Annotated in this window: 19 protein-coding genes and 1 other annotated feature (1 of these 20 running past the window's edge); all 19 genes read right to left on the bottom strand. The window is 32.5% G+C overall.

The features are described from left to right. Positions 1 to 679: 679 nt before the first annotated feature. Positions 680 to 1441 carry an ABC transporter ATP-binding protein gene (locus BMY82_RS06655; RefSeq protein ID WP_091975781.1) on the bottom strand — a complete coding sequence of 254 codons (762 nt, stop codon included), beginning with the start codon at positions 1439 to 1441 and terminating at the stop codon, positions 680 to 682. Positions 1442 to 1451: 10 nt separating this feature from the next. After that, complete coding sequence (locus tag BMY82_RS06660) at positions 1452 to 2240, bottom strand: ABC transporter permease (RefSeq protein ID WP_091975782.1); 789 nt, start codon at positions 2238 to 2240, stop codon at positions 1452 to 1454. A gap of 11 nt (positions 2241 to 2251) precedes the next feature. Beyond that, positions 2252 to 3238, bottom strand: coding sequence for an ABC transporter substrate-binding protein (locus BMY82_RS06665; protein ID WP_091975783.1), 987 nt, complete (start codon positions 3236 to 3238; stop codon positions 2252 to 2254). A 61-nt stretch (positions 3239 to 3299) separates the two neighbouring features. Beyond that, complete coding sequence (locus BMY82_RS06670) at positions 3300 to 4265, bottom strand: radical SAM protein (protein ID WP_091975784.1); 966 nt, start codon at positions 4263 to 4265, stop codon at positions 3300 to 3302. A gap of 485 nt (positions 4266 to 4750) precedes the next feature. Further along, a complete protein-coding gene (gene brnQ, locus BMY82_RS06675; RefSeq protein ID WP_091975785.1) occupies positions 4751 to 6073 on the bottom strand; it encodes a branched-chain amino acid transport system II carrier protein in 1323 nt (440 codons plus the stop codon). Between the two features lie 685 nt (positions 6074 to 6758). Next, positions 6759 to 7943, bottom strand: coding sequence for a pyridoxal phosphate-dependent aminotransferase (locus BMY82_RS06680; protein WP_091975786.1), 1185 nt, complete (start codon positions 7941 to 7943; stop codon positions 6759 to 6761). A 99-nt stretch (positions 7944 to 8042) separates the two neighbouring features. Continuing rightward, the gene (gene brnQ, locus BMY82_RS06685; protein WP_091975787.1) at positions 8043 to 9380 is read right to left on the bottom strand and encodes a branched-chain amino acid transport system II carrier protein; all 1338 of its coding nucleotides are present in this window, start codon (positions 9378 to 9380) and stop codon (positions 8043 to 8045) included. Between the two features lie 168 nt (positions 9381 to 9548). Next, positions 9549 to 10538 (bottom strand): 2-hydroxyacid dehydrogenase, encoded by a 990-nt coding sequence (locus tag BMY82_RS06690; protein WP_091975788.1) that lies wholly within the window; start codon positions 10536 to 10538, stop codon positions 9549 to 9551. Between the two features lie 252 nt (positions 10539 to 10790). Continuing rightward, positions 10791 to 11801, bottom strand: a complete 1011-nt coding sequence (locus tag BMY82_RS06695; RefSeq protein WP_091975789.1) for an electron transfer flavoprotein subunit alpha/FixB family protein — start codon at positions 11799 to 11801, stop codon at positions 10791 to 10793. 54 nt (positions 11802 to 11855) lie between these two features. After that, positions 11856 to 12647, bottom strand: a complete 792-nt coding sequence (locus tag BMY82_RS06700) for an electron transfer flavoprotein subunit beta/FixA family protein (protein WP_091975790.1) — start codon at positions 12645 to 12647, stop codon at positions 11856 to 11858. A gap of 14 nt (positions 12648 to 12661) precedes the next feature. Beyond that, positions 12662 to 13795 carry an acyl-CoA dehydrogenase family protein gene (locus tag BMY82_RS06705; RefSeq protein WP_091975791.1) on the bottom strand — a complete coding sequence of 378 codons (1134 nt, stop codon included), beginning with the start codon at positions 13793 to 13795 and terminating at the stop codon, positions 12662 to 12664. Between the two features lie 30 nt (positions 13796 to 13825). Further along, a complete protein-coding gene (locus BMY82_RS06710) occupies positions 13826 to 14944 on the bottom strand; it encodes a 2-hydroxyacyl-CoA dehydratase subunit D (RefSeq protein ID WP_091975792.1) in 1119 nt (372 codons plus the stop codon). Further along, positions 14937 to 16178, bottom strand: a complete 1242-nt coding sequence (locus BMY82_RS06715; RefSeq protein ID WP_091975793.1) for a 2-hydroxyacyl-CoA dehydratase subunit D — start codon at positions 16176 to 16178, stop codon at positions 14937 to 14939. Before BMY82_RS06715 ends, BMY82_RS06710 begins: the two co-directional genes overlap by 8 nt. Positions 16179 to 16191: 13 nt before the next feature. Then, positions 16192 to 16980: an acyl-CoA dehydratase activase gene (locus tag BMY82_RS06720; protein WP_091975794.1), complete on the bottom strand. Its 789-nt coding sequence runs from the start codon at positions 16978 to 16980 to the stop codon at positions 16192 to 16194. 117 nt (positions 16981 to 17097) lie between these two features. Beyond that, positions 17098 to 18336, bottom strand: coding sequence for a CaiB/BaiF CoA transferase family protein (locus BMY82_RS06725; protein WP_091975795.1), 1239 nt, complete (start codon positions 18334 to 18336; stop codon positions 17098 to 17100). A 107-nt stretch (positions 18337 to 18443) separates the two neighbouring features. Continuing rightward, entirely contained in the window at positions 18444 to 20063 is a 1620-nt protein-coding gene (locus BMY82_RS06730) for a class I adenylate-forming enzyme family protein (protein ID WP_091975796.1), read from the bottom strand. Positions 20064 to 20214: 151 nt separating this feature from the next. Then, positions 20215 to 20889, bottom strand: coding sequence for a GntR family transcriptional regulator (locus tag BMY82_RS06735; RefSeq protein WP_091975797.1), 675 nt, complete (start codon positions 20887 to 20889; stop codon positions 20215 to 20217). A 392-nt stretch (positions 20890 to 21281) separates the two neighbouring features. After that, positions 21282 to 21647 carry a 50S ribosomal protein L7/L12 gene (rplL, locus tag BMY82_RS06740; RefSeq protein ID WP_091975798.1) on the bottom strand — a complete coding sequence of 122 codons (366 nt, stop codon included), beginning with the start codon at positions 21645 to 21647 and terminating at the stop codon, positions 21282 to 21284. Between the two features lie 98 nt (positions 21648 to 21745). Further along, entirely contained in the window at positions 21746 to 22261 is a 516-nt protein-coding gene (gene rplJ / locus BMY82_RS06745) for a 50S ribosomal protein L10 (protein ID WP_091975799.1), read from the bottom strand. A gap of 43 nt (positions 22262 to 22304) precedes the next feature. Further along, positions 22305 to 22379 (bottom strand) — a sequence feature (ribosomal protein L10 leader region) (it continues 51 nt past the right edge of the window).

Here is a 22379-nt window from a genome sequence, read left to right on the forward strand (position 1 = left end):
ACGTATATCAAAAACACTTTAGTTTATTCTGCATTATTTACACAATACAAAAATAAAACTGCGCCTAATAAACTGATTCCTACTCTCCACACTTTTCATATTTTCAAAGTGTAAAACTTTCACTTTTTTCTAATATAATTTATACCCATTCAATATGTACTTATAAACTGCGAATATATTCTTGCTATTATATTTTAAAATCAAGCTAGTCTAGACCTCTAACTAATTACTTAAATATAAATAGTTATGTCTGCAATTTAAAATTTTGTTACGAAATACTTTTAATACCAATTAAACCATAGATGCCTTGCTTTTCCATATTTACCAAATATATGTTTATGCTCTATATTCATATTTCAATGAATATACTACTGCTATTGTTTTAATTCTATATTATTTTGAGAATATATTCAAATATTCTGTGAAAATATAAGGGAAAAACAATAGTAAGACATCGCTATATTTATTTATTCTATTAAAAACAGCTCTTTTTATAAATATATATAAATAAAAATCAATATTACATTTTTTACTAAAGCTTTGTTTTTATATTTCCCACTATAATACTAAATAAAAAACTGCCATAGTACAATATTTATAGGGAATTCTATATAAATATTATACTTTATGACAGTTTTGTTTTTGTTATTTTAAATTTTTTTATATTATCTTAAATTTTTTATTTTGACATAAGCATATTAAGAAGTTTTTTCTTAATTTCAACAAATTCTATATCGCTTATTATGTCTATACTTCTTGGTCTTTTAAAATTTATATCTATTACATCTATTATTTTACCTGGATTTTTACTCATTACCATTACCTTGTCTGCAAGTAATATGGCCTCTTCTATATCATGTGTAACAAATACAATAGAAGGCTTGTAATGTTCCCATAATCTCAATGTAAGCCCCTGCATCTCTACTCTTGTCTGATAGTCAAGAGCTGAAAAAGGCTCGTCCATAAGCAACATCTCAGGCTCCATTATAAGTACCCTTGCAAGCGATACTCTCTGCTGCATACCTCCTGAAAGGCTCTTTGGATAATATTTTTCATAAGATTTTAACCCTATTTCATTTATATATGAAGATATTTTTTCAGATATTATCTTACTATTTTCTTTTCTTATTTTGAGACCATATCCTATATTATCCTCTACATTCATCCAATCAAATAAGGCTGGTTTCTGAAATATATATCCTCTTTCAGAAGAAGGTGAAGATACTTTTTTAGATTTAAATATTATCTCGCCTTCATAGTCATTATTTATACCACCAATAGCACTTAAAAGCGTTGATTTTCCACAACCACTTGGACCTATAATACTAACTATTTCACCTTTTCTTATATCTAGGTTTACATCTTCTAATATTTTTTTATATTCTTGATTATTTGAGTATCCAAGATTAAGTCCTTTAACACTGAGTATTTTCTCTTTCATAATATCACTCCTAATCCATTGGTCTAAGTATCTTATATATTCCTAACAGTAGAAGGTCACATATTCTACCAAGTAGAGCTATTGAAAGCATACAGACTATTATCATATCTACATTGCCAAGCATTCTAGAATCCATCATAACGGCTCCTAGTCCTTCATTAACCCCTGTCAATTCACCAAGTACTAGATATGCCCAGCACACTCCCATTCCCAATCTTAGACCAGAAAATATTCCTGGTAAAGAAGATGGCAAAATCACGGTTCTAAGAACTTGTTTTGAATTTGCCCCTAGAACTTTACTTGCATCGATTAAAATTTTATCTACATCTGATACAGCTCTAAGTGTATTTACATAAACTGGAAAGAAGGCTGCCAAGGCAATAAGGAATATCGTTGTTTTGTTTCCTACTCCAAACCAAACCATAGCAATAGGAAACCAACCTATTCCTGGTATCATTCTTATAATATGTATAAATGGATCAAAGAGTCTTTTTATATATGAAAAGTATCCCGAAAGAACACCTAAGAAGATTCCAAGAAATGATGAAATCAAAAATCCCACAAATACTCTATATGAGCTGGCAGCTGCATTTTTAAAAAATGTTCCTGAATAAGTTGATAAATTATCATTCCCAAAAATAAAGTCTATAAACCCTTTTATAACTTTTGTTAATGATGGGATTAAATATTCAGGTGTCTTTAAAAGTATAGGTAAAATAGCCCACGATGCTATAAATATAATTGGCACTATGAAATTCACAAAATCAAAGTTGCTATTTTTATTTATACTTTTTTTCATACTTATCACCACTATTTAAGATCTTTTTTTGCATTATCAAGGAAAGTTAAATCAAACATAGCATCGACATCTGGAACCTTGTCTATCATGTCCATTTCCTTCATTCTCTCTGCTAATTTCTTTACTTCTTCTATAGTCTTTGGAGTTATATCCCAAGTAAGATCTATATTTTCAGTAGGTTTTTCAAGATATTTTTTCTCTGTTCCAAACTTAGCTGACATATCTATCCATTCATCTTTATGATCCATCAGATACTTAGTAGACTCAACATGCATATCTACCATTCTTTGTACTAATTCTGGATCTTCCTTTATTTCCTTGTCAGTTGTTATCATAGCAGCATTTATATAACCTATACTATCGTCATAGTAAGGGTATTCAAGAACTTTGCCGTATCCATCTTCCATAGCTATTGATGGATATGGTTCTCCACTACAAAAAGCATCTATAGACTTAGATGCAAGAGCCTGTCCCATATCAAAGAAATCTATCTTTTTTAAAGTAACATCCTTGTTAGGATCTAGCCCTGCTCTATTTAAAACTTCAAGAAGTAAAATATGATGCATAGTTCCAGGAACATACGCTATAGTCTTTCCTTTAAGGTCTTTTATATCATTTATATTACTTTCTTTTCCAACTACAAGTGCAGAACATTTTTCAGTCATACTTGCAACTACCTTTATGGGCTCTCCTTTTGAAGCTGCCATTATAGCTGTTACCCATGTCGTTCCACAAAAATCAATATTACCTGACAATAGAGCTGTTTTCATATCTCCAGGATTTGTAAAAGGCTTAACCTCTACATTTTCATTTTTATTTTCAAATTTGTCATACAGAAATGGCTGTATAGTTTGGGCTGTTTTCCAAGTTCCCACTTTAATTTCTTGCTTCTTGCTGTCATCTGTTTTAGTTTCTGTCTTCTTGTCCTTGTTTCCACAAGCAACCATTGACAAAGACAGTACTGCAATAGATACAAGCATTAATAGTTTTTTCTTCATAATAACCTCCAATAAAATCTATTTCTATATATCGGAATCATCCGATTTTTAGACACTTTAATTAAATACTTTTCACATCGTAGTCGCTTTCCTTAAGAAGTTTCTTTGCTTTATCTACAGTCATTAAATCCCATTCTTCAAGCTCTACATTTGATGACCTTGGAATAGCACCGATATCCACTACCAAAACATTTGCACCATAATCTACTGCTTTTTTAGAATATGGATGAATTACAATGTCCTTGACTTTATCCTTTAAGCATATTCTAAGAATCGCCGTTATTTGAGCTACTCTGTCATCTGACAAATCTCCAAATTTAAATTTAGGAGTATTTTCCACAGACACTCTCTTCATAACTCCTGATATTTTTGTATTTTCTTCTATTATTCCTATTATTCTATCTGCTATCTCTTCCGAACTATGTTCAGGTCCTATTGGCTCAAGATATTGAGATAGAGCACAAGAAGAATTATTTATTATTTTAATAGTTTCTTCTCTTTGAGATAGGTCAAAATTAGTATCAACCCCTTCTCTTAGCCTTATCGCCTGATAAATTATATCAGCTCCAACTTTATTTAACTCCTCTGCCCTTCTAGAATTTTCATCTCCCGTATTTACTATAAAAAGTGTTTCTTTAGGCAATATTTTTTTCAACTTTTTTATATGCTCTTTTAATTTCTCAAAATCATAAAACTCCGTTGTCCTTATAACAAAAAAGTCTACACCACTTTCTATATATCTATTTGATATTTTCAAAATTTCATCATCTGTCAATTCATATTTTTCGTCTATTTGATTCCATTTTTCTCCAAGTGAACAAAATGAACAGTTCATTTTACAATTTGAATAATCAAGACCTATAGCTCCCCAGACCTTACCTTTATTTTCTCCATATTCCTTACTTATTTTTCTTGCGTATTCTCCTAGCCTTTTTACTTCATTTGAATCGCATGGCAAATCGAGAAGGTATACTATATCTTCTCTACTTAAAGAAACGCTTTCAAAAACCTTTTCAAGCAAATCCATACTTCCCCCTATATATTTTTCATTAAAATTGATGTTTCATTTTAATTGATAGTAATTATAATTCTTTTTAAGTCATACCTAATAAATATAGCATTTTGCTATATTTAATTCAATGAATATTCTATCTTATAGTCTTTTTCTATTGTTTGTTACTTACTAATTGTTTTAATCTATCAACTTTTCATGAATTTATTTTTATTTTTTTAAATCCCTTTATAATTTATACATTTTCGACAGTACTTAATATAAAAATATTAGATTTTTGAAAGGAATACATCTGATTACTATACCTAAAAATAAGGATAATATTTTTGAAACTAGTTGTATTTTTATCCAGCAAAAAAAGGACGAGACCTTCAATATCTATCTAGATATTAGCCTCGTCCTTTCTTTGGTAAATGCCCCTTTCGGGTAAAACTTTTTGCTGGTTAAATTTATAAAAAGGTTTATACCTAATTAACTAATAAAGGACTTTTAATATATTTTTATATAGGATCGTCAATCGTTTTCCCAACTTTAGCAAACATACTGATTAAAGTAAATATTATAGAACATACTATAGCTGGTAAAACCCACTCAAATCCAAACTGACTTAGAGGTAATTTCATTATCGCCTCTGCTGGACCTGCAAGTAAATTGCCACCTCTCATACTAGAGGCCATATTTATACTTTCTATTGCAGATACAACAAATGCACCTATTACTGCTCCTGTATATGTCCAGTTATACTTTATCTTCTTATCAAATATAGACATTAGTATTAGAACTATCATTACAGGATATATAGCTGAAAGAATAGGTATTGCCACTGTAATTAATCCATCAACTCCTAAGAAAGATAATGAGAATGATACTAAAACAGAAGCTGTTACAACCACCTTATAAGGAAGCTTTCCATTGGAAATTGTGTCAAAATAATTACCACAAGTAGATGTTAGACCAGTAGATGTTGTCAAACAAGCTAGGGCAACTGCAACCCCCATAAATACCTGTCCCACGCTACCTAACATTAATCTAACCATTCCTATTAATAGTGTAGTTCTTTCTGTATTTGCATCATAGTGTCCACCTACAGTTGCTCCTGCATATGTCAAACTTCCATATACTAGTGCCAACAATATAAATGCCACTATACCAATCTTTACACTCGCCTTAAACTGTATTTCTTCATTGTTATAACCACGTCTTATAAGGTCTGTTATTACAATTCCAGCCATTAGAGGAGATCCAAGAGCGTCCATTGTCTGATAACCTTCTTTAAATCCTAAAGTAAATAAATTAGATGTAGATGTAGTTACCATTGGGTCTGGAGGATTTACTATAGATATAACGACTATTAATGCCAGTATAACCAAAAGACATGGTGTTAAGTACTTACCTATTATATCTATTACTTTTGATGGGTTTAAAGTTATGTAATAAGTAATAAGGAAAAATACTAAACAAGTAACCCAGCTCGGTACACTTGGAAATAGTGGTCTTATTAATATTTCATGTGTAGTTGCACCTGTTCTTGGAACTGCAAAGAATGGTCCTATTGTAAGTATAGCAACTGTGCCTACTAGCTTTGCAAACTTTGCGCCTACTCTCTTGCCCAAATCATCAGCTCTTCCACCTAGTCTAGCTGTGACTATTACACCTAGTATTGGTAAAACAGGGTCAGAAAGCAAGAAGGCAAACATGGCAATATACCATCTATCACCTGCTACTATACCTAGATAAGGGGGAAATATTAGATTTCCTGCGCCAAAGAAAATTGCAAATAATGCAAAGCCACAAATAATTACATCTTTTCTTTTAATTTCCATATTCTTCACCTTTTCTTTTTCTCAAAATTATTTTTCTAAATTTCTATAAACAACCAGCATTATTTATTTCATTACTTTATTTTTCACAAAATATAAGTAATAATCCAAATTTTCAAACAATTTATTTTGAAAAGTCAAAGCAAATCAATAATGTCATAAAATAATTAATTTGTCCAAAGAAAATAAATACATTATAATAAAATATTTTTTAGGATTTTATATTTATTTTTTTAATACATTCTGAGTTTCTTAATTTACTCAATATCTTTCCTATATTTATTTTATTACTTCTATTTAACTTTCTTTTATATTTTTTATTATACTATAGTTATAACCATTTTTCTATAATAAATATCTATTTTTATAAAGTTTTCAAAATATTACTAATTTTATTTTATATTAATTCATTATTTTTTAACATAGTTAATAAGTCAATATATTCTATTAAATTTATAAATTAAAAGTCTAAAAATACCGTTATAAGTAATTAGATTATCTTGCTTATCATTTTATTTCGCAAAGTTTTTGGGGTCTAATTAAGAAAAAATAAAAAGTAGCAATATTGAAAAATCAACATTGCTACTTCACTACATTATATATAACAAATTTAACTTTAAATTATTATTTTGGGGTTTATATCACTAAATAAACATTAAATATTATCTACACACATCTACTATTTTTCTTACTTATAATCTTCCATTAGCTTTTCAAATACTTCTAAAGCCTTTTCACATTTTTCTGTTTCTACACAATAAGATAATCTCATATGTGCCTTTGATCCGAATCCTGTTCCAGGAACTACTAACATATCATATTCCTTAGCCTTTTCAGAGAACTTTTCAGAATCACCATCTGGAGCTTCTATGAATAAGTAGAATGCTCCTGCTGGCTTAGCAACCTTGTATCCAAGTTTTGTAAGACCATCATATAGTATATCTCTATTCTTCTTATAAACTGTTAAATCTGGTTCAACATCTATACATTTTTCTATTACCATCTGGAATAATGTAGGTGCACAAACATATCCTAGAGATCTAGCTGCACCTGCACAAGCTGCCATTATCATCTTATCATCTATTTTGTTTGGTACTAATACATAACCTATACGTTCACCTGGTAGAGATAATGATTTAGACCATGAATAACATACTATTGTATTGTCATAGTAGTTTGGTATAAATGGAACTTCTAGACCATCTATCAAAACTAGTTCTCTATATGGTTCATCTGTAATTAGATATATAGTATGTCCATATTCCTTAGATTTTTCTCTTAAAAGTTCTGCTAAAGCTTCTATTTCTTCCTTTGAATAAACAACTCCTGAAGGATTGTTTGGAGAGTTTACAACTATGGCCTTAGTATTTTCTGTTATAGCTTCTCTTATTCCGTCTATATTTAACTGCATATCATCTTTGCAAGGAACTAATACTTGCTTTCCACCCTGTGACTGAATAAATACTGTGTATTCAGGGAAGAATGGTGCTAATACCATTATTTCATCATCTGGAGATGATATTAAAGCTTTAAATACTATATTTAGAGATGCCGCAGCACCACAAGTCATAAGCAAATTATCCATAGTATAATCTGTTCCAAATCTCTTATTAAGGTTATCTGCAATAGCCTTTCTAGTAGCATTGTGACCTGCACCAGAACTGTAACTATGATAAACTTTAGGGTTGTTGTCATTTATTATTTCTATTATTGCTTCCTGTACTTCCTTTGGAGCTGGAACACTTGGATTACCTAAACTGAAATCTAAAACATTTTCTGCTCCAATTTCTGCCGCTCTCATAGCACCAAATCCTGCAAGTTCTCTAATTACTGACTTTGCTGTACCTAATTGCACCATATCTTTTGAAATCATACTATTACCTCCTATTTTTTATGTCGCTATAGTATTATTAAACGACAATATAATCATTTATAAAATAAACTCTATACTAAACTAAATTAAATTTATATTTTAATTTACTTCATCATAAACTGGATCGTTTATAGTCTTTCCTACTTTAGCAGTCATACTTATTATTGTAAATATTACTGATCCTAAAATAGCTGGAATCAACCATTCAAATCCGAATTTTGCAAAAGGAAAAGTCTGTATCCAAGCAGTAACTCCTCCCAATAGGTTTCCGCCTCTCATAGCAGATGCCATGTTTATACTTTCCACTATTGATACTGAGAAAGCACCAATAACTGCACCAGTATATGACCAGTTATATTTGATTTTCTTATCAAATAAAGACATAAGTATTAAAACTATAATTACTGGATAAATCGCTGAAAGTATTGGAACTGCAATTGAAATAATACCGTCAACACCTAGGAATGATAAAGCAAAAGATACAATAACAGCAACTGTTACAACCTTTTTATACGCCAACTTTCCATTAGAAATTGTTTCAAAGTAATTACCACAAGTAGAAGTTAATCCTATTGATGTTGTAAGACAGGCTAGAGATACTGCAACTCCCATAAATACCTTTCCTACATTACCTATCATAAGCTCTACCATACCTATTAATAAAGCTGTTCTTTCTGTATCAGCTGTAAAGTGACCTCCTACTGTAGACCCTGCATATGTCAAACTTCCATACACTAAAGCTAGTAAAATAAATGCCACTAAACCAACCCATAAACTTGCTCTTAGTTGTATTTCTCTATTATCATAACCACGTCTAACCAAGTCAGATATTACTATACCCGCCATAAGTGGTGATCCAAGAGCATCCATTGTCTGGTAACCCTCTTTAAAACCTAGAGTAAATAAAGTTTTTGTTGATGTCGTTACTGCAGGATCTGGAGGATTTACTACAGCAACTATTACTATTAAACTCAATATTACTAACAAACATGGAGTCAAGTACTTACCTATAATATCTATAACCTTTGTTGGATTTAACGTTATATAGTATGTTATAAGGAAAAATACTAAACAAGTAATCCAACTTGGTACATTTGGAAATAATGGTCTTATAAATATTTCATGTGTCGTTGCACCTGTTCTAGGTACACAAAATAGTGGTCCTATTGTAAGAATAGCAACAGTTCCAACTAATTGAGCAAACTTCTTTCCTACTCTTCTCCCCAAATCATCCGCTCTTCCTCCTAATTTTGCTGTAGCTACAACTCCTAGTATTGGAAGTACCGGATCTGATAACAAGAATGCGAACATTGCAATATACCATCTATCACCAGCTAAAACACCTAGGTATGGAGGGAATATTAAGTTTCCAGCACCAAAAAATATTGCAAATAACGCGAATCCACAAACAATTATGTCTTTCTTTTTAATTTCCATATTTTTTCACCTTTTTATAAAATAATCAGCAATTTTCGCTTGTGCGAAACATATTCTTTGGCCAAGAAGAGATATAATATTAAAAATAATATAAATATCCCTTCAAAGCCTATATTTTAAACATTGCAATTCTAAGACATTTTTAGTTAACAATGTAATAAATTAATCTTATAGACCATTTACTACATTATTAGGTCTTTCGCCTCTCATAACTTTTTCCATGTCTTCATAAGACCATTTTGACATTCTTATGAAAGCGTCATCTGTTGTTCCTGCTATATGAGGAGTAATAGATAGTCTAGCCTTGCCTACTTCGTTTAGGTTGAAAATAGGATGATCAGCAGTTGGTGGTTCTGGTGCGATTACATCAAGTCCAGCAAAGACTCTTCCATTATTTAATGCTTCAGCCAAATCTTCATTATTAACGATTTCACCTCTAGCAACATTTATTATTATTGCATCTTGCTTCATAAGATCTATTGTTTCTTTACGAACCATATCTCTTGTAGTTTCTAATACTGGAACATGATATGATATTATATCGCAAGTTTTTAATATTTCATTATATTCGCAATATTCTAAGCCTTTTTCTTGCTCAAATTTTTCATCTCTAAACACATCATAATATTTAATCTTACATCCGAATGCCTGTAACATACCAACAGCTGCTTTACCTATTGCTCCTAATCCTACTAATCCGATTACCCTTGAGCCTAGTTCATTTTGCCCCTTAACTTGATATTCCTTGAAGCTTTCATTGAATCCATCTACTCCACGTGCCTTTATCTTGGCATCAGCTTCTGGCATTCTTCTTAAACAATTTATCATATGTCCGACTGCTAATTCAGCAACTGGTGCTGCATTGACTGCTCTGTTATTACACACATAAATACCCTTTTCTTTAGCTGCTTGAAGATCTATCTTATCAAAACCAACACCTAAAGAGTGTATTAACTTGCAATTATCTAACTGTTCTATTACTTCTCTTCTGAAGTAATCTACTGGTCCACAGAATACTATATCCGCATCTTTGCACTGTTCAACCAATTCTTCATCACTACATGGATAGTTGATATACTTGAAATCCCATCCTTCTGGTTTCTTAACTCCAAATCTTTCAATAATGTTTTTGTTACAAGTTACTCTAACTTTTACCATTTCTCTTCCCCCTTAGAAATTATTCTAGTTACAATTAACTGTGTTAAAAACCGCAGCAGTCAATCTTAAATAGATAACGAATTTATTTGATCTAAATTTTGTTATTTTTTTATAAAACTTCGTTTGATTATAGTTTATCGAAGTCTTTTGCTAATTTGGGGGAATGTTAAACTTCCCCCTAAATATTAGCTTTATAAAATCTTGTCATTACCCGTATTTTATATATTATCTACACATAATCGCATAAATAACTTACATCATGTCTGCCTGTTCTTGCTTTATAGCTCTAATTTTTTCTATAAGTATAGGAACTATCTTATGTAGATCTCCTACTACTCCTAAGTCAGCTACATCGAATATTGGAGCGTTAGTGTCCTTATTTATAGCTACTATAAATTCAGAGTCTTCCATACCAGCTAAATGCTGTATTGCACCAGATATACCACAAGCTAGATATAAGTCTGGTCTTACAGTCTTACCTGTCTGTCCAACCTGTCTATCTCTGCCTATCCATCCAGCATCAACATTTGCTCTTGAAGATGTAACTAGACCACCTAATTCATCTGCTAATTCCTTAAGTACGTCGAAGTATTCTGCACTTCCTATACCTCTACCACCAGATACTAACTTCTTAGATTCTGTGATATCTATAGTCTGATTAGTTGATTTTACAACTTCTCTTATCTTTACATTCATATCTTCAGGCTTAAAGTCAACCTTGAAGTCTTCTATTTCACCAGTTCTTGAAGCATCCTTTGGAAGAGCCTTCATAACTCCTGGTCTTACTGTTGCCATCTGTGGTCTAAATTCCTTACAAACTATAGTTGCCATTATATTACCACCAAATGCCGGTCTTGTCATAAGTAACAACTTAGTTTCTGGATCTATCTCCAACTTAGTACAGTCTGCAGTTAGTCCTGTATGTACTCTTGCAGAAACCCTTGGTGCAAGGTCTCTTCCTATTGAAGTTGCCCCAAATAGTACTATTTCTGGCTTCTTTTCTTCTATAATGGCATTTACTGCCTTTGTATATGGTTCAGTTGAATAAACTTCTAATATTGGATCATCTACGCAAAGTACCTCATCTGCTCCGTGATGTATTAGATTTTCAGCTAATCCCTTTATATTACTTCCTAGTAGTACAGCTACTACCTTTTGATCTAAATCTTTTGCTAACTCACTTGCTATACCTATAAGCTCGATGCCTACTTTTTGAATGACACCGTCTACCTGTTCAACTACTACATAAATATCTTTGTTCATTAGGTTATCTTCCTTTCAATTATATATTAAAATTATCTTTCAGTTTTTAGAGTATTATATTAAATACTTTTCTTGTAGCTTGGCAATTATAGCATCTGCTGCTTCTTCAGGTGTTAAACCTTCTAGCTTTACACCCTTGCCCTTAGCCTGTTTAGTGAATGACCTTTTAACATTTGTAGGTGAACCCTTTAAACCAATATTTGCTATATCAAGTTTGTCTTCTATGTCTTTTAATCCCCAAACCTTAATATCTTTCTTATAAGCATCGAATATTCCACCTATTGACATGTATCTAGGATTTATTTCCTCGCTTAAAGTAGTTATTAGACAAGGTGGTGTTATTTCAATTATATGATATCTATCTTCAAACTGTCTCTTAACTATAAACTTTCCATCTTCTACATCTAGCTTTTCACAATAAGAAATCTGAGGTATACCTAAATGTTCAGCTATCTGTGGACCAACCTGAGCTGTATCACCATCTATAGCCTGTCTACCTGCTATTATAATATCGTAATCAATATTTCTTAATGCTCCTGCAATTGTTGAAGAAGTTGCCCAAGTATCTGCACCACCGAATGCTCTATCTGAAACTAATATCGCATCATCACATCCCATAGCTAGTGCTTCTCTTAGTGCTAATTCTGCCTGTGGAGGTCCCATTGATACTACTGTTACTGTACTTCCTGGGACTGCTTCTTTTATCTGAAGTGCTAATTCAACTCCTGCCTTGTCATCAGGATTTATTATACTTGGAACCCCATCACGGATTAATGTATTCTTAACAGGATCAAGTCTTACCTCTGTTGTATCTGGTACTTGCTTAACGCAAACTACAATTTTCATCTATACTACCTCCCCTATTTCAACACGTTTGATGCTATTACCATCTTTTGTACTTCTGAAGTACCTTCGTATATTGAAGTTACTCTTATATCTCTGTATATTCTTTCTATTGGATATTCCTTGATATAACCATATCCACCATGAATCTGTAAAGCCTTGTCTACTACCCACTTTGCTTCTTCAGTAGCAAATAGTTTAGCCATAGATGCTTCCTTATCCGCTGGTTGACCCATATCCATCTTATATGCAGTGTCATAAACTAGGTGACGCATAGCACAGATTTTTGTTTCCATTTCAGCTAAAACGAATTGTGTATTCTGGAATCTAGCTAAAGATCTTCCGAACTGATTTCTAGCCTTAGCATATTTAACAGCTTCTTCCATAGCCCCTTCAGCCATACCTAATGCTTGACAAGCTATACCCAATCTACCAACTGACAATGTCTTCATTGCATTAATAAATCCTTTGCCTTCCTTGCCTAACATATTTTCTTTAGGAACTCTTACATTTTCTAGAACAACGTCACTAGTTGGGCATCCAATTACACCCATCTTGTTTTCCGCCTTACCAAATGATACGCCTTCAGCCTTTGAATCTACTATAAATGTTGATATTCCCTTTGCACCTAACTCTGGGTTAGTCTTTGCAAATAAAATTATATAATCAGAAACTGGAGCTCCTGTTATAAATGTTTTTCTACCATTTATTATAAAATCATCACCATCAGCTTCTGCTGTTGTAAGTATTGAAGCTGCATCAGAACCAGCACCTGGTTCAGTAAGAGCAAAACAGAACATTTTTTCACCAGTAACCATTGGTCTTAGGTATTTTTCCTTTTGTTCTGGAGTACCATCTCTCAATATAGGTGTTGACTGTAGTGAGTTTGGAGAAGATATCCATATAGTAGATACTGCAGAAGCCTTTGAAAGTTCTTCCATAACTATTGCATATGAGCGATGATCGCCTCCTGCTCCACCATATTCTTTTGGTATCTTAATACCTAAGAAACCTGCGTCAGCCATTTTCTTGTATACTTCCATTGGAAATTCGCTAGTTTCATCAACTTCTTCAGCGATAGGTTTAATTATTTCTTCAGCGAATTGCTTTGCAAGCTGACGAACTAATTCATGTTCTTTTTCGAAAATCATAGATTGCCTCCTTAAATTTTTATCTTTAAATTAAATCATGTCTGCAAATGTTTGTAATGCAGTTCTTGCTTGTTCGAAGTTAGTCATTTGCTGATCAACTTCTATTAAAATATTTACTATTCCATTATCATCAAGTTCTTTCTTAATGATAGGATAATCAAATTCATCAGAGTCACTAAACTTAGTAAGTAAATATAGGACACCGTTTGCTCCATGTTTTCTTACCTTTTCAGTTATTATCTTTCCTCTTAGTTTTTCTGGATCGTATAGTAAAGTACTTCCTTCTATATCAGAAATCCATTTAGCTAGTGCTCTTACTGGGTCACCAGTTCCTTCTTCTACTAGATAGTCGAACTGTCCAGATTCATGATTTATATTGTCATCTACTATTGCTAACTTATACTCTTCTAATATCTTTAATATTTCTGGGCTATTAGCCAATATTCCTGTAGTAACTATCTTCTTGCCTTCAAACTTTTCTTCTGGCATTTCCCTTAAAATCTTATTTATTTCTTCTACGATTTCTAAGTGTTCTGCCTTGTCAAAGAAATAAGCACTAGTCATTACTCTAGCTCTTAATGTAGGAGTTACAGTATTTAGATGTTTAGATGCTAATTCATTGAATTCCTGTAATGCTTTTCTATGCTTGTTATATAGAACTATAGCATCTTCTATCTTTGAATCCTCTATTTCCTTACCTGCTATTTCTTCTAACTGTTTCTTTAATTTAAGATATTGCTTCTTATTATATTCAATTCCCGCTTCAAGCTTTCTATTTTGTCCATATCCAATGTATAAAGCTGGAACATTTTTTACTGCTCTTTTCCAGTTTTGACTAAGTCCTTTAAGTCCGTCACTTAAACCACCTATTATCATACCTGACATCTTGTCTAGTTTACCTTCTAAACCTAAATCCATTAATCTAAGAATTGGTGATGCGTAGAATGCTGGGAAGTATTCCTTTGCTAGTGTAACTTCACCTTCAGCTCCCCAAATACCCATTGGTATCATTCCTGCTGCATAAACTAATTCCTCAGGTGCATATACTGGTGCACAACCGATAACTTTTTTACCTTCATCAGTATATTTATCCAACTGCTTTAATGGACATACATTTAACTTGTCAAACAATACATCAATATTACTCATGTTTCTGCGCCTCCCTCTTTGCTGCCTTATTTGCTTCCATTACTTCTATAAGACCTTGTACTCTCGTGTCATACTGTGCTTCTGAGAAGTTTCTTGGGTCTGCCTGGTCACCATCAAATGTAGCTGTTGGTATGCCAGTCTTTTCCCTTAAATCTCTTTCCATCTCATACATTATTCCACTCCACTGCTTACAGCTTCTATTTATATGAATTAACATACCATCTATGTTATTTTCTTCCAAAAGTTTAAGTCTCATATCTGTAGCTCTTTCATAAGAAATAGCATTTGGAGTTCCGCAATATGCTTGCATCAACTCATTTGTATTATTGTAAATATATCCGAAAGCATCTGCATAAACAGTTCCACATACATTTACTCCATTGTCCTTTAACTGCTTAAATGTATGTCTTAAGTGAGGCCAACATGCAATACCTTCAAATAATATTCTATATTTTTCTTCTCCCTTAAATGTTGATTTTCCTTCTTTCACATTCTGGTCAAATTCTTCAGCAAGTTTTTCAAAAGCTAAAGCTGATTCTAGCTTACCTCTTGCACAAACTGCTACAGCCATGTGATTAAATACATCAAAACCACTAAATGGAGATGGTGTATATCTTGAGTATCCAGTAGCCTTTAACCAAGCTCTACCTGTTCTCTGAGATATTTCCATTACTTCTTTAAATTTATCTTCATCCCATTTTTTACCAGTTAAATCTTCTAACTGTTTAATAGCGTAATCAAACTGTCCCTTTAGATATTCAACTCTGTCTTCACCAGCTTCATAATCATTGTTATAAGGAACATCTATTAATATTAGTGGAATATTTAATTCTTTAGCTATATTTTCATACCACTTGATCATACAGTTACAGATGTTGTTACAGCAAGCTACAAAATCTGGTTGAGGCATATTAAGTTCTGGAGCATCCTTTACATCCATATATGCTAAACTTATTCTTGCATATGCACAAATATCATTAGAATAACCTTGATCCTCTGCTATTTCGCACATTCTCTGACCGCCGCCCTTAGCTGAAATAGCTGCAGCCTGATTTTCTGGATATACAACCTTTATATCCATTGTTTCAAATATTTCCTGAGGGAAGTTAGATGCACACCAACCAACTTTTTCACCTCTGTTTTTAGCATCCCATGCATCCTGATAATGCTTTGCCACTATTTCTCCCAACATTTTCTTTGCTGGTTTTTCTTCTACCATTCCTGTATTACTCATGATAAGCTCCTTTCTAGCTCTTTAAATATTCTTCATAAGCGTATAAAGCCGCTCCTAATGCTCCTGCCATTTGAGAATCTTTAGATATTTTTATTTCTGTATTTAATTCTTCGCTTAAAGCTCTTACTATTCCTAAATTCTTAGTTACACCGCCAGTCATAGCTACCGGTTCAACTAAGCCTCCTCTTTTCGCAAGTCCTGCTACTCTAGTAGCAACTGAGAAATGAATTCCCCTTACTATGTTAGGAATAGGAATCTTCTTAGCCATACATGAAATTACTTCCGATTCTGCAAATACTGTACATGTAGAACTTATTGGAGTTTTTTCACTCGCCTGTTTATCCAGATCTCCTAAGTCTTCCAACTTAACATCTAAGACTCCTGACATAACTTCTAAGAATCTACCTGTACCAGCAGCACATTTATCATTCATTAAGAAATTCATAAGCTGACCCTTATTGTTTAGTTTTAAAACTTTGATATCTTGCCCACCTATATCTATAATGGTTCTAACATCTCCAAATATATAACTTCCACCTTTTGCGTGACAACTTAACTCACTCATTGTCTTGGTTGCGCCGTCGTAACTATTTCTACCATATCCAGTAGAAACAATTGTATCCATATCTTCCAAAGTCAGGTTAGCATCATTCATTACTTTTTCTATAACTTTATCTGCACCTTTTGTTCCGGCACCTAAGTTTACAACTCCTTCGGCAACAATATCTTTTCCATTTTTGAGTATTACACATTTTGACGAAGTAGAACCAATGTCAATACCCATTGTATATACATCTCTCATTTTTTCATCCTTCATAATTTAATTTTTACAAACACATAAATTAATATAAATTACAAACTGCGAATCCGTAATACTCTAAATCTTCAATATCGAATCCCTAATATTTAGATTGAAATATTATTTGTCTTCCCATATGTAAAGTGTTTTATTTTCTAACATTTCCTGAATCTGTTCTTCTGTATATCCTATTTCCTTTAGGATTTCTACACCATGTTCACCAATGTATGGTCCTCTGTTGTACGGAGTAGGTCCCATTTCCTGATACTTAACAGGATGCTTAACTAATACTCTTTCGCCCTTTGGATATTTCATCTTGTGGAAGCAGTCATTTGCCCATGCCTGTTCATCTTCTAAAAGTTCTTCCCAAGACTGTGCTAATGCGAAAGGTATATCAGCCTGAGTAAGTACATCTGCCCATTCTTTATATTCTCTTTCTTCAAATCTAGACATTATTCTATCGTAAACTTCAGTTCCTAGTTTATTTTCATGAAGATTCTGAACTGGGAAATACTTATCGTCTTCTACCATTTCATTTAATTCTAATGCTGTTAAGAATTTCTTATAGTATGTATTATAATCTGGCATGCAAGTCTGAACATATCTTCCATCCTTAGTTCTCCAACAAGCATTTAGAGGATTGTTTGCTTCTCTAATATTTATTGGATATTTTGTTCCATAGTCTGGATATTGAGCTGCCTGAACCATCATCCCCATGTTGAATATAGCACTTTCAAATAAGCTAGTTTCAACTTTTTCTCCTTCACCTGTCATCTTTGCATGATATAGTGCAGCAAGAACACCTGCAGCAAGGTTTATACCTACGTTATGATCCCCTAGTCCTGGAACAACGTTCATAGGAACATCTGATTTCTGTCTAAGGTTTTCTAAGTAACCGCCTCTTGCAAAGAATGCAGTAAAGTCAAACCCTGGTAAATCTTTGTCAGGACCATATTCACCGTATCCAGTACATATAGCATATACTAAGCTAGGATATCTAACCTTTAAAGTTTCATAGTCAAGACCTGCTCTCTTTAAAGCCTGAACTCTCCAGTTTGTTATTAGTATGTCTGCCTCATCTAATAATTTGAAAAAGGCTTCTTTACCTGCTGGATCTTTCATGTTAAGCGATATACATCTCTTGTTTGCATTTTCCAATTCCCAAGTTGTGTTTTCATGCATATCAAGAGGTCTACCTTCAGTTGGAGCTGTATATCTTAAAGGATCCCCTTTTGCACTTTCTATTTTTATTACATCTGCACCTAAGTCAGCTAAAAATCTTCCTGTAGTTGCTGCTGCAATAAAGTTGGCAAGTTCTATTACCTTGACTCCTTTTAATGGTTGTTTTCTTGTGCTCATTAACATTACCTCCCAAATTTTAATAATACTCAGTTAAATACTGCATATGATATATCAAAGTGTAACTTTGTATATCTTTATAATTTATTTTTTAAACAAACTAATATTTAATGTTTGTCATTATCAAACTTTTTCTTTCTTTTTCTATTGTTTTCTTTTATTTGTTCAGAAAGTAAATCTAAAGAAATTCTTTTTAATTCCTTTTCATTTACCTTTCCTGTAGGATTTTTAGGGAAATTTTTAACAAATACGAAGTAACTAGGTATCTTGTATTTACTTATGTTCTCCTCTAAGTGAGATTTTATCTTGGCGATCATTTTCTCATCATGCTCACCTTCTATACAGGCAACTATTTCTTCTTGTAATACCTCTGATTTCATTCCAAAAACAAATACTTCTAATCCATTTTTCACTTCCTTGATAAATTCCTCAATCTCAACAGGAGATATATTCTCTCCACCTCTTATGATTAAGTTCTTTCTCCTACCTACAACTGTTAGGTATCCATCTTCGTCTATATATGCCAAATCCCCTGTTCTCAGCCAACCATCTGGTTGAACTGCATCACAGACTACAGGATCTGATGCCAAATAACCTTTGGTAACATTATAGCCTTTAACATATATTTCTCCGACTTCATTTCGACCACATTCTTCATGGCTATTTAAATCTATTATTTTAACATCTACATGACTTATTATCTTTCCTGATGTTTTTGCTTTTCTCTCTAAATCGTCATCGTAATCTGCTATGGATACGCAGGGAGAAGCCTCTGTTAGTCCATAAGAAGTCTGCAACTTTACGCCACTTAACTTTTTGCAGATTTCCATATATTCATTTTCGTATATCGGCGATCCAGCAATTATTCCACTTTTCAAACTGCTTAGATCGTATTTTTCCATATTTGGATTTTTTATCATGGCTAAAAACATGCTTGGAACACCATTTAGTACGGTACACCTATTTTTTTCAATCACTTCACAAACATGCATTGTTTTATATTTGTGAATCAAGGATATTGACATTCCAGCTATAATCGTGGTCAACAAGCTAACTGTAATCCCAAAGCAATGAAATAATGGAACTGATAAACACATTTTATCATCTTCTCCCCATCTCATTTGTTCTACAACTTCTCTTGCATTGTTGACTATCGAATAATGAGATAGCATAACACCTTTGCAATTGTTAGTAGTTCCTGATGTGAAAAGTATACATGATAACTGACTTGAGTCATCATCTTTAGGAAATTGCTTTTTAGTATTTATAGTTTTCTTTGAAAGCTTTATCCATTCTTTATAACTTTTCTCAATATTATAAATTTTCACATGAGAAGCTTCTCTACTATTTTTAATGTTTTTCATAACTTTATCTGTTTTGTTATCGCCACAGAGATTCGTATAAAACATATGATTTATATTAGCTATTTTTATGCAATCTATTAATTCCTTTTCCTTAAAACAGGGATTTATAAGAACTGCAACTGCAGATATTTTCTGTAATGAAAGAAAGGATATTATCCAACTTGCGCTATTTACACCTATTATGCCAACCCTGTCACCGGCTTTTATCCCTTGCTCTAAAAACACCATGGCAACCTTGTCAGTAATCTTGTCAACACAACTCCAAGTGAACACTTCTTTCCCATGATTTAAAAAAACCTTATCTGGTGTTTTTTCAACTCTTTCTTTAAAACATTTTCTTACAGTCATGTTTACAAGTTCCATATCTCTCCCCCCTAGCGCAATAAAAGCCATACCACTTTCCATCTTGACTACTTGTATACTAGATTATTAAAATACATTAGAAGCACTAATAAAAAACCACTAATACCTCGTTTGTAAATAAATTAACATCTCTATGTAAATAAAAAAAGCTCTAATAGCTACTGCTAAAGTAATGCTTAAACTCAGAATCTATGTTCATCTCACTACTTACTGTCTCTATATGTCTAGACATACAATCTAAAGCCTTTTCTAAATCTCCAGACTCTATACATTCTACAATCAGCTTATGTTCATCTATCAAATGAGATACTGTGCAACCTAACTTTTTAATGTACAAGTTTCTCCACCTGCTAATATGAAGCAAATGCTGACTTATTAAATTCAATATATTTTTATTTTCAACACTAACTATTATAAATTCGTGAAACTCTTCATCTAGTTTCCTAAATTCCTCTAAATATTCATTAGCAGAATAGAATTTTTCCTGTTTTAATATGTTTTCTTTCATCTTAGCAACTATATTAGATTTATCACTCTTTTTCATGAATCTATAAAGCATTTCTTTTTCTATAGATGTTCTTATTAGTAGAGCAGTTCTAATATAATCCAAATCGATATAGTTGATATAAGTACCTCTTTGTGGGTATACTGTTAAAAAACAGTCCTGCATGAGTCTTGCAAACGCATTCCTAACTACCGACCTAGATACTCCATATTTATCAGAAATCATATTCTCACTTATCTTGCTACCAGGTTCTAATTCAAGACTTATTATTCTGCTGAGAATATCTTGATAAATTTCCTCCGAAGAAATCGGCTTTTCCACAATATCAACTCCTATCCTCTCTCTACTTACTAGTATACCAAAAATTATTTTTTTATCAACCTATTTTTTAATATTTTTTAACAAAAAAAATATACTCATTATATTTTTAAATTATATCCTATTTTCCTTAATAAAAATCTATTTCCCTCCTATTTCACTATATTTTTCTTATTTTTTTAATCTTGTTTTTTATTGTTTTTATTTATTTTTTCTTGTTGTTATTTACTTTTTAAGTGAAAAACGAGCAATATATTTACATATTTAAATTAACATATATATTTTGCTTTTTTTATTGAATTCTCTGTTTTACATAAAAAAAGAGTCGCCCGATCATTACGATACAGACAACCCCCTGATAGCTTATTTAATTAAAACATAAGTAAAAAGTTAAATTACTTTACTTCTACTGTAGCACCAGCAGCTTCTAACTTTTCCTTTATTTCTTCAGCTTCTTCCTTAGAAGCACCTTCCTTTATTGCCTTTGGAGCACCGTCAACTAATTCCTTAGCTTCCTTTAGTCCTAATCCAGTTATAGCTCTAACTTCCTTTATAACACCGATCTTTGAAGAACCAGCTGATGCTAGTATTACGTCAAATTCAGTCTTTTCTTCAGCAGCGCCTGCACCTGCAGCAGCTCCACCAACCATTACTGGAGCAGCAGCTGATACGCCGAATTTTTCTTCAGCAGCCTCAACTAATTCATTTAATTCTAAAACTTTCATGTTTTCTATAGCTTCTAATATCTGTTCTATTGTCATTTTATTGCACCTCCGTATAAATTATATCTCAATATCTTGATTTCTTTTTTTAAATAACTTTCGGCTTTCGCCTGCCGTTTAAACGGCCATTTTTTCTATTAAGCTTCCGCTTCTTCCTGTTTCTTTGCTATTGCGTTTACTAAGTAAACGAAGTTTGACATTGGAGCCTTTAAGCTGCCAAGAAGCTTTGCGATAAGAACTTCTCTTGGTGGTATTGATGCAAGAGCTACGATCTTTGATTCATCGTAGAATTCACCTTCAACTACACCCATCTTTAAAGTTATCTTATCAGGATTCTTATCCATGAATCCCTTAAGTATTCTAGCTGGAGCAACTGGATCATCATAACCAAAAGCTATTGCGTTTGGTCCTATAAGCTGTTCATCGTTGAAGTTAGCAAAAGCTTCTCCCCCGTTTTCCTTAGCAGCTCTTCTTACAAGTGTATTCTTATATACCTTGTATTCTACACCAGCTTCTCTCATCTGACTTCTTAATTCTGTTACCTGTTCAACTGTAAGTCCCTTGTAGTCTAGAACTATTACAGATGAAGCTTTTTCTAGCTTTTCAGCTATCTCAGCAACAACCGCTGATTTCATTTCTATAGCATTACTCATTCTTTTAGTGCACCTCCTTCACAAAAATAAAGTTTAGCACTTACCGTAAAGATAAAAAGCCCTTGTAATCAGGTAGACTACAAGGGCACAAGTATCACGTATATCGCAACCTCGGTGG

The sequence above is a fragment of the Peptostreptococcus russellii genome, from assembly GCF_900110295.1.
Lineage (GTDB): Bacteria > Bacillota > Clostridia > Peptostreptococcales > Peptostreptococcaceae > Peptostreptococcus > Peptostreptococcus russellii_A.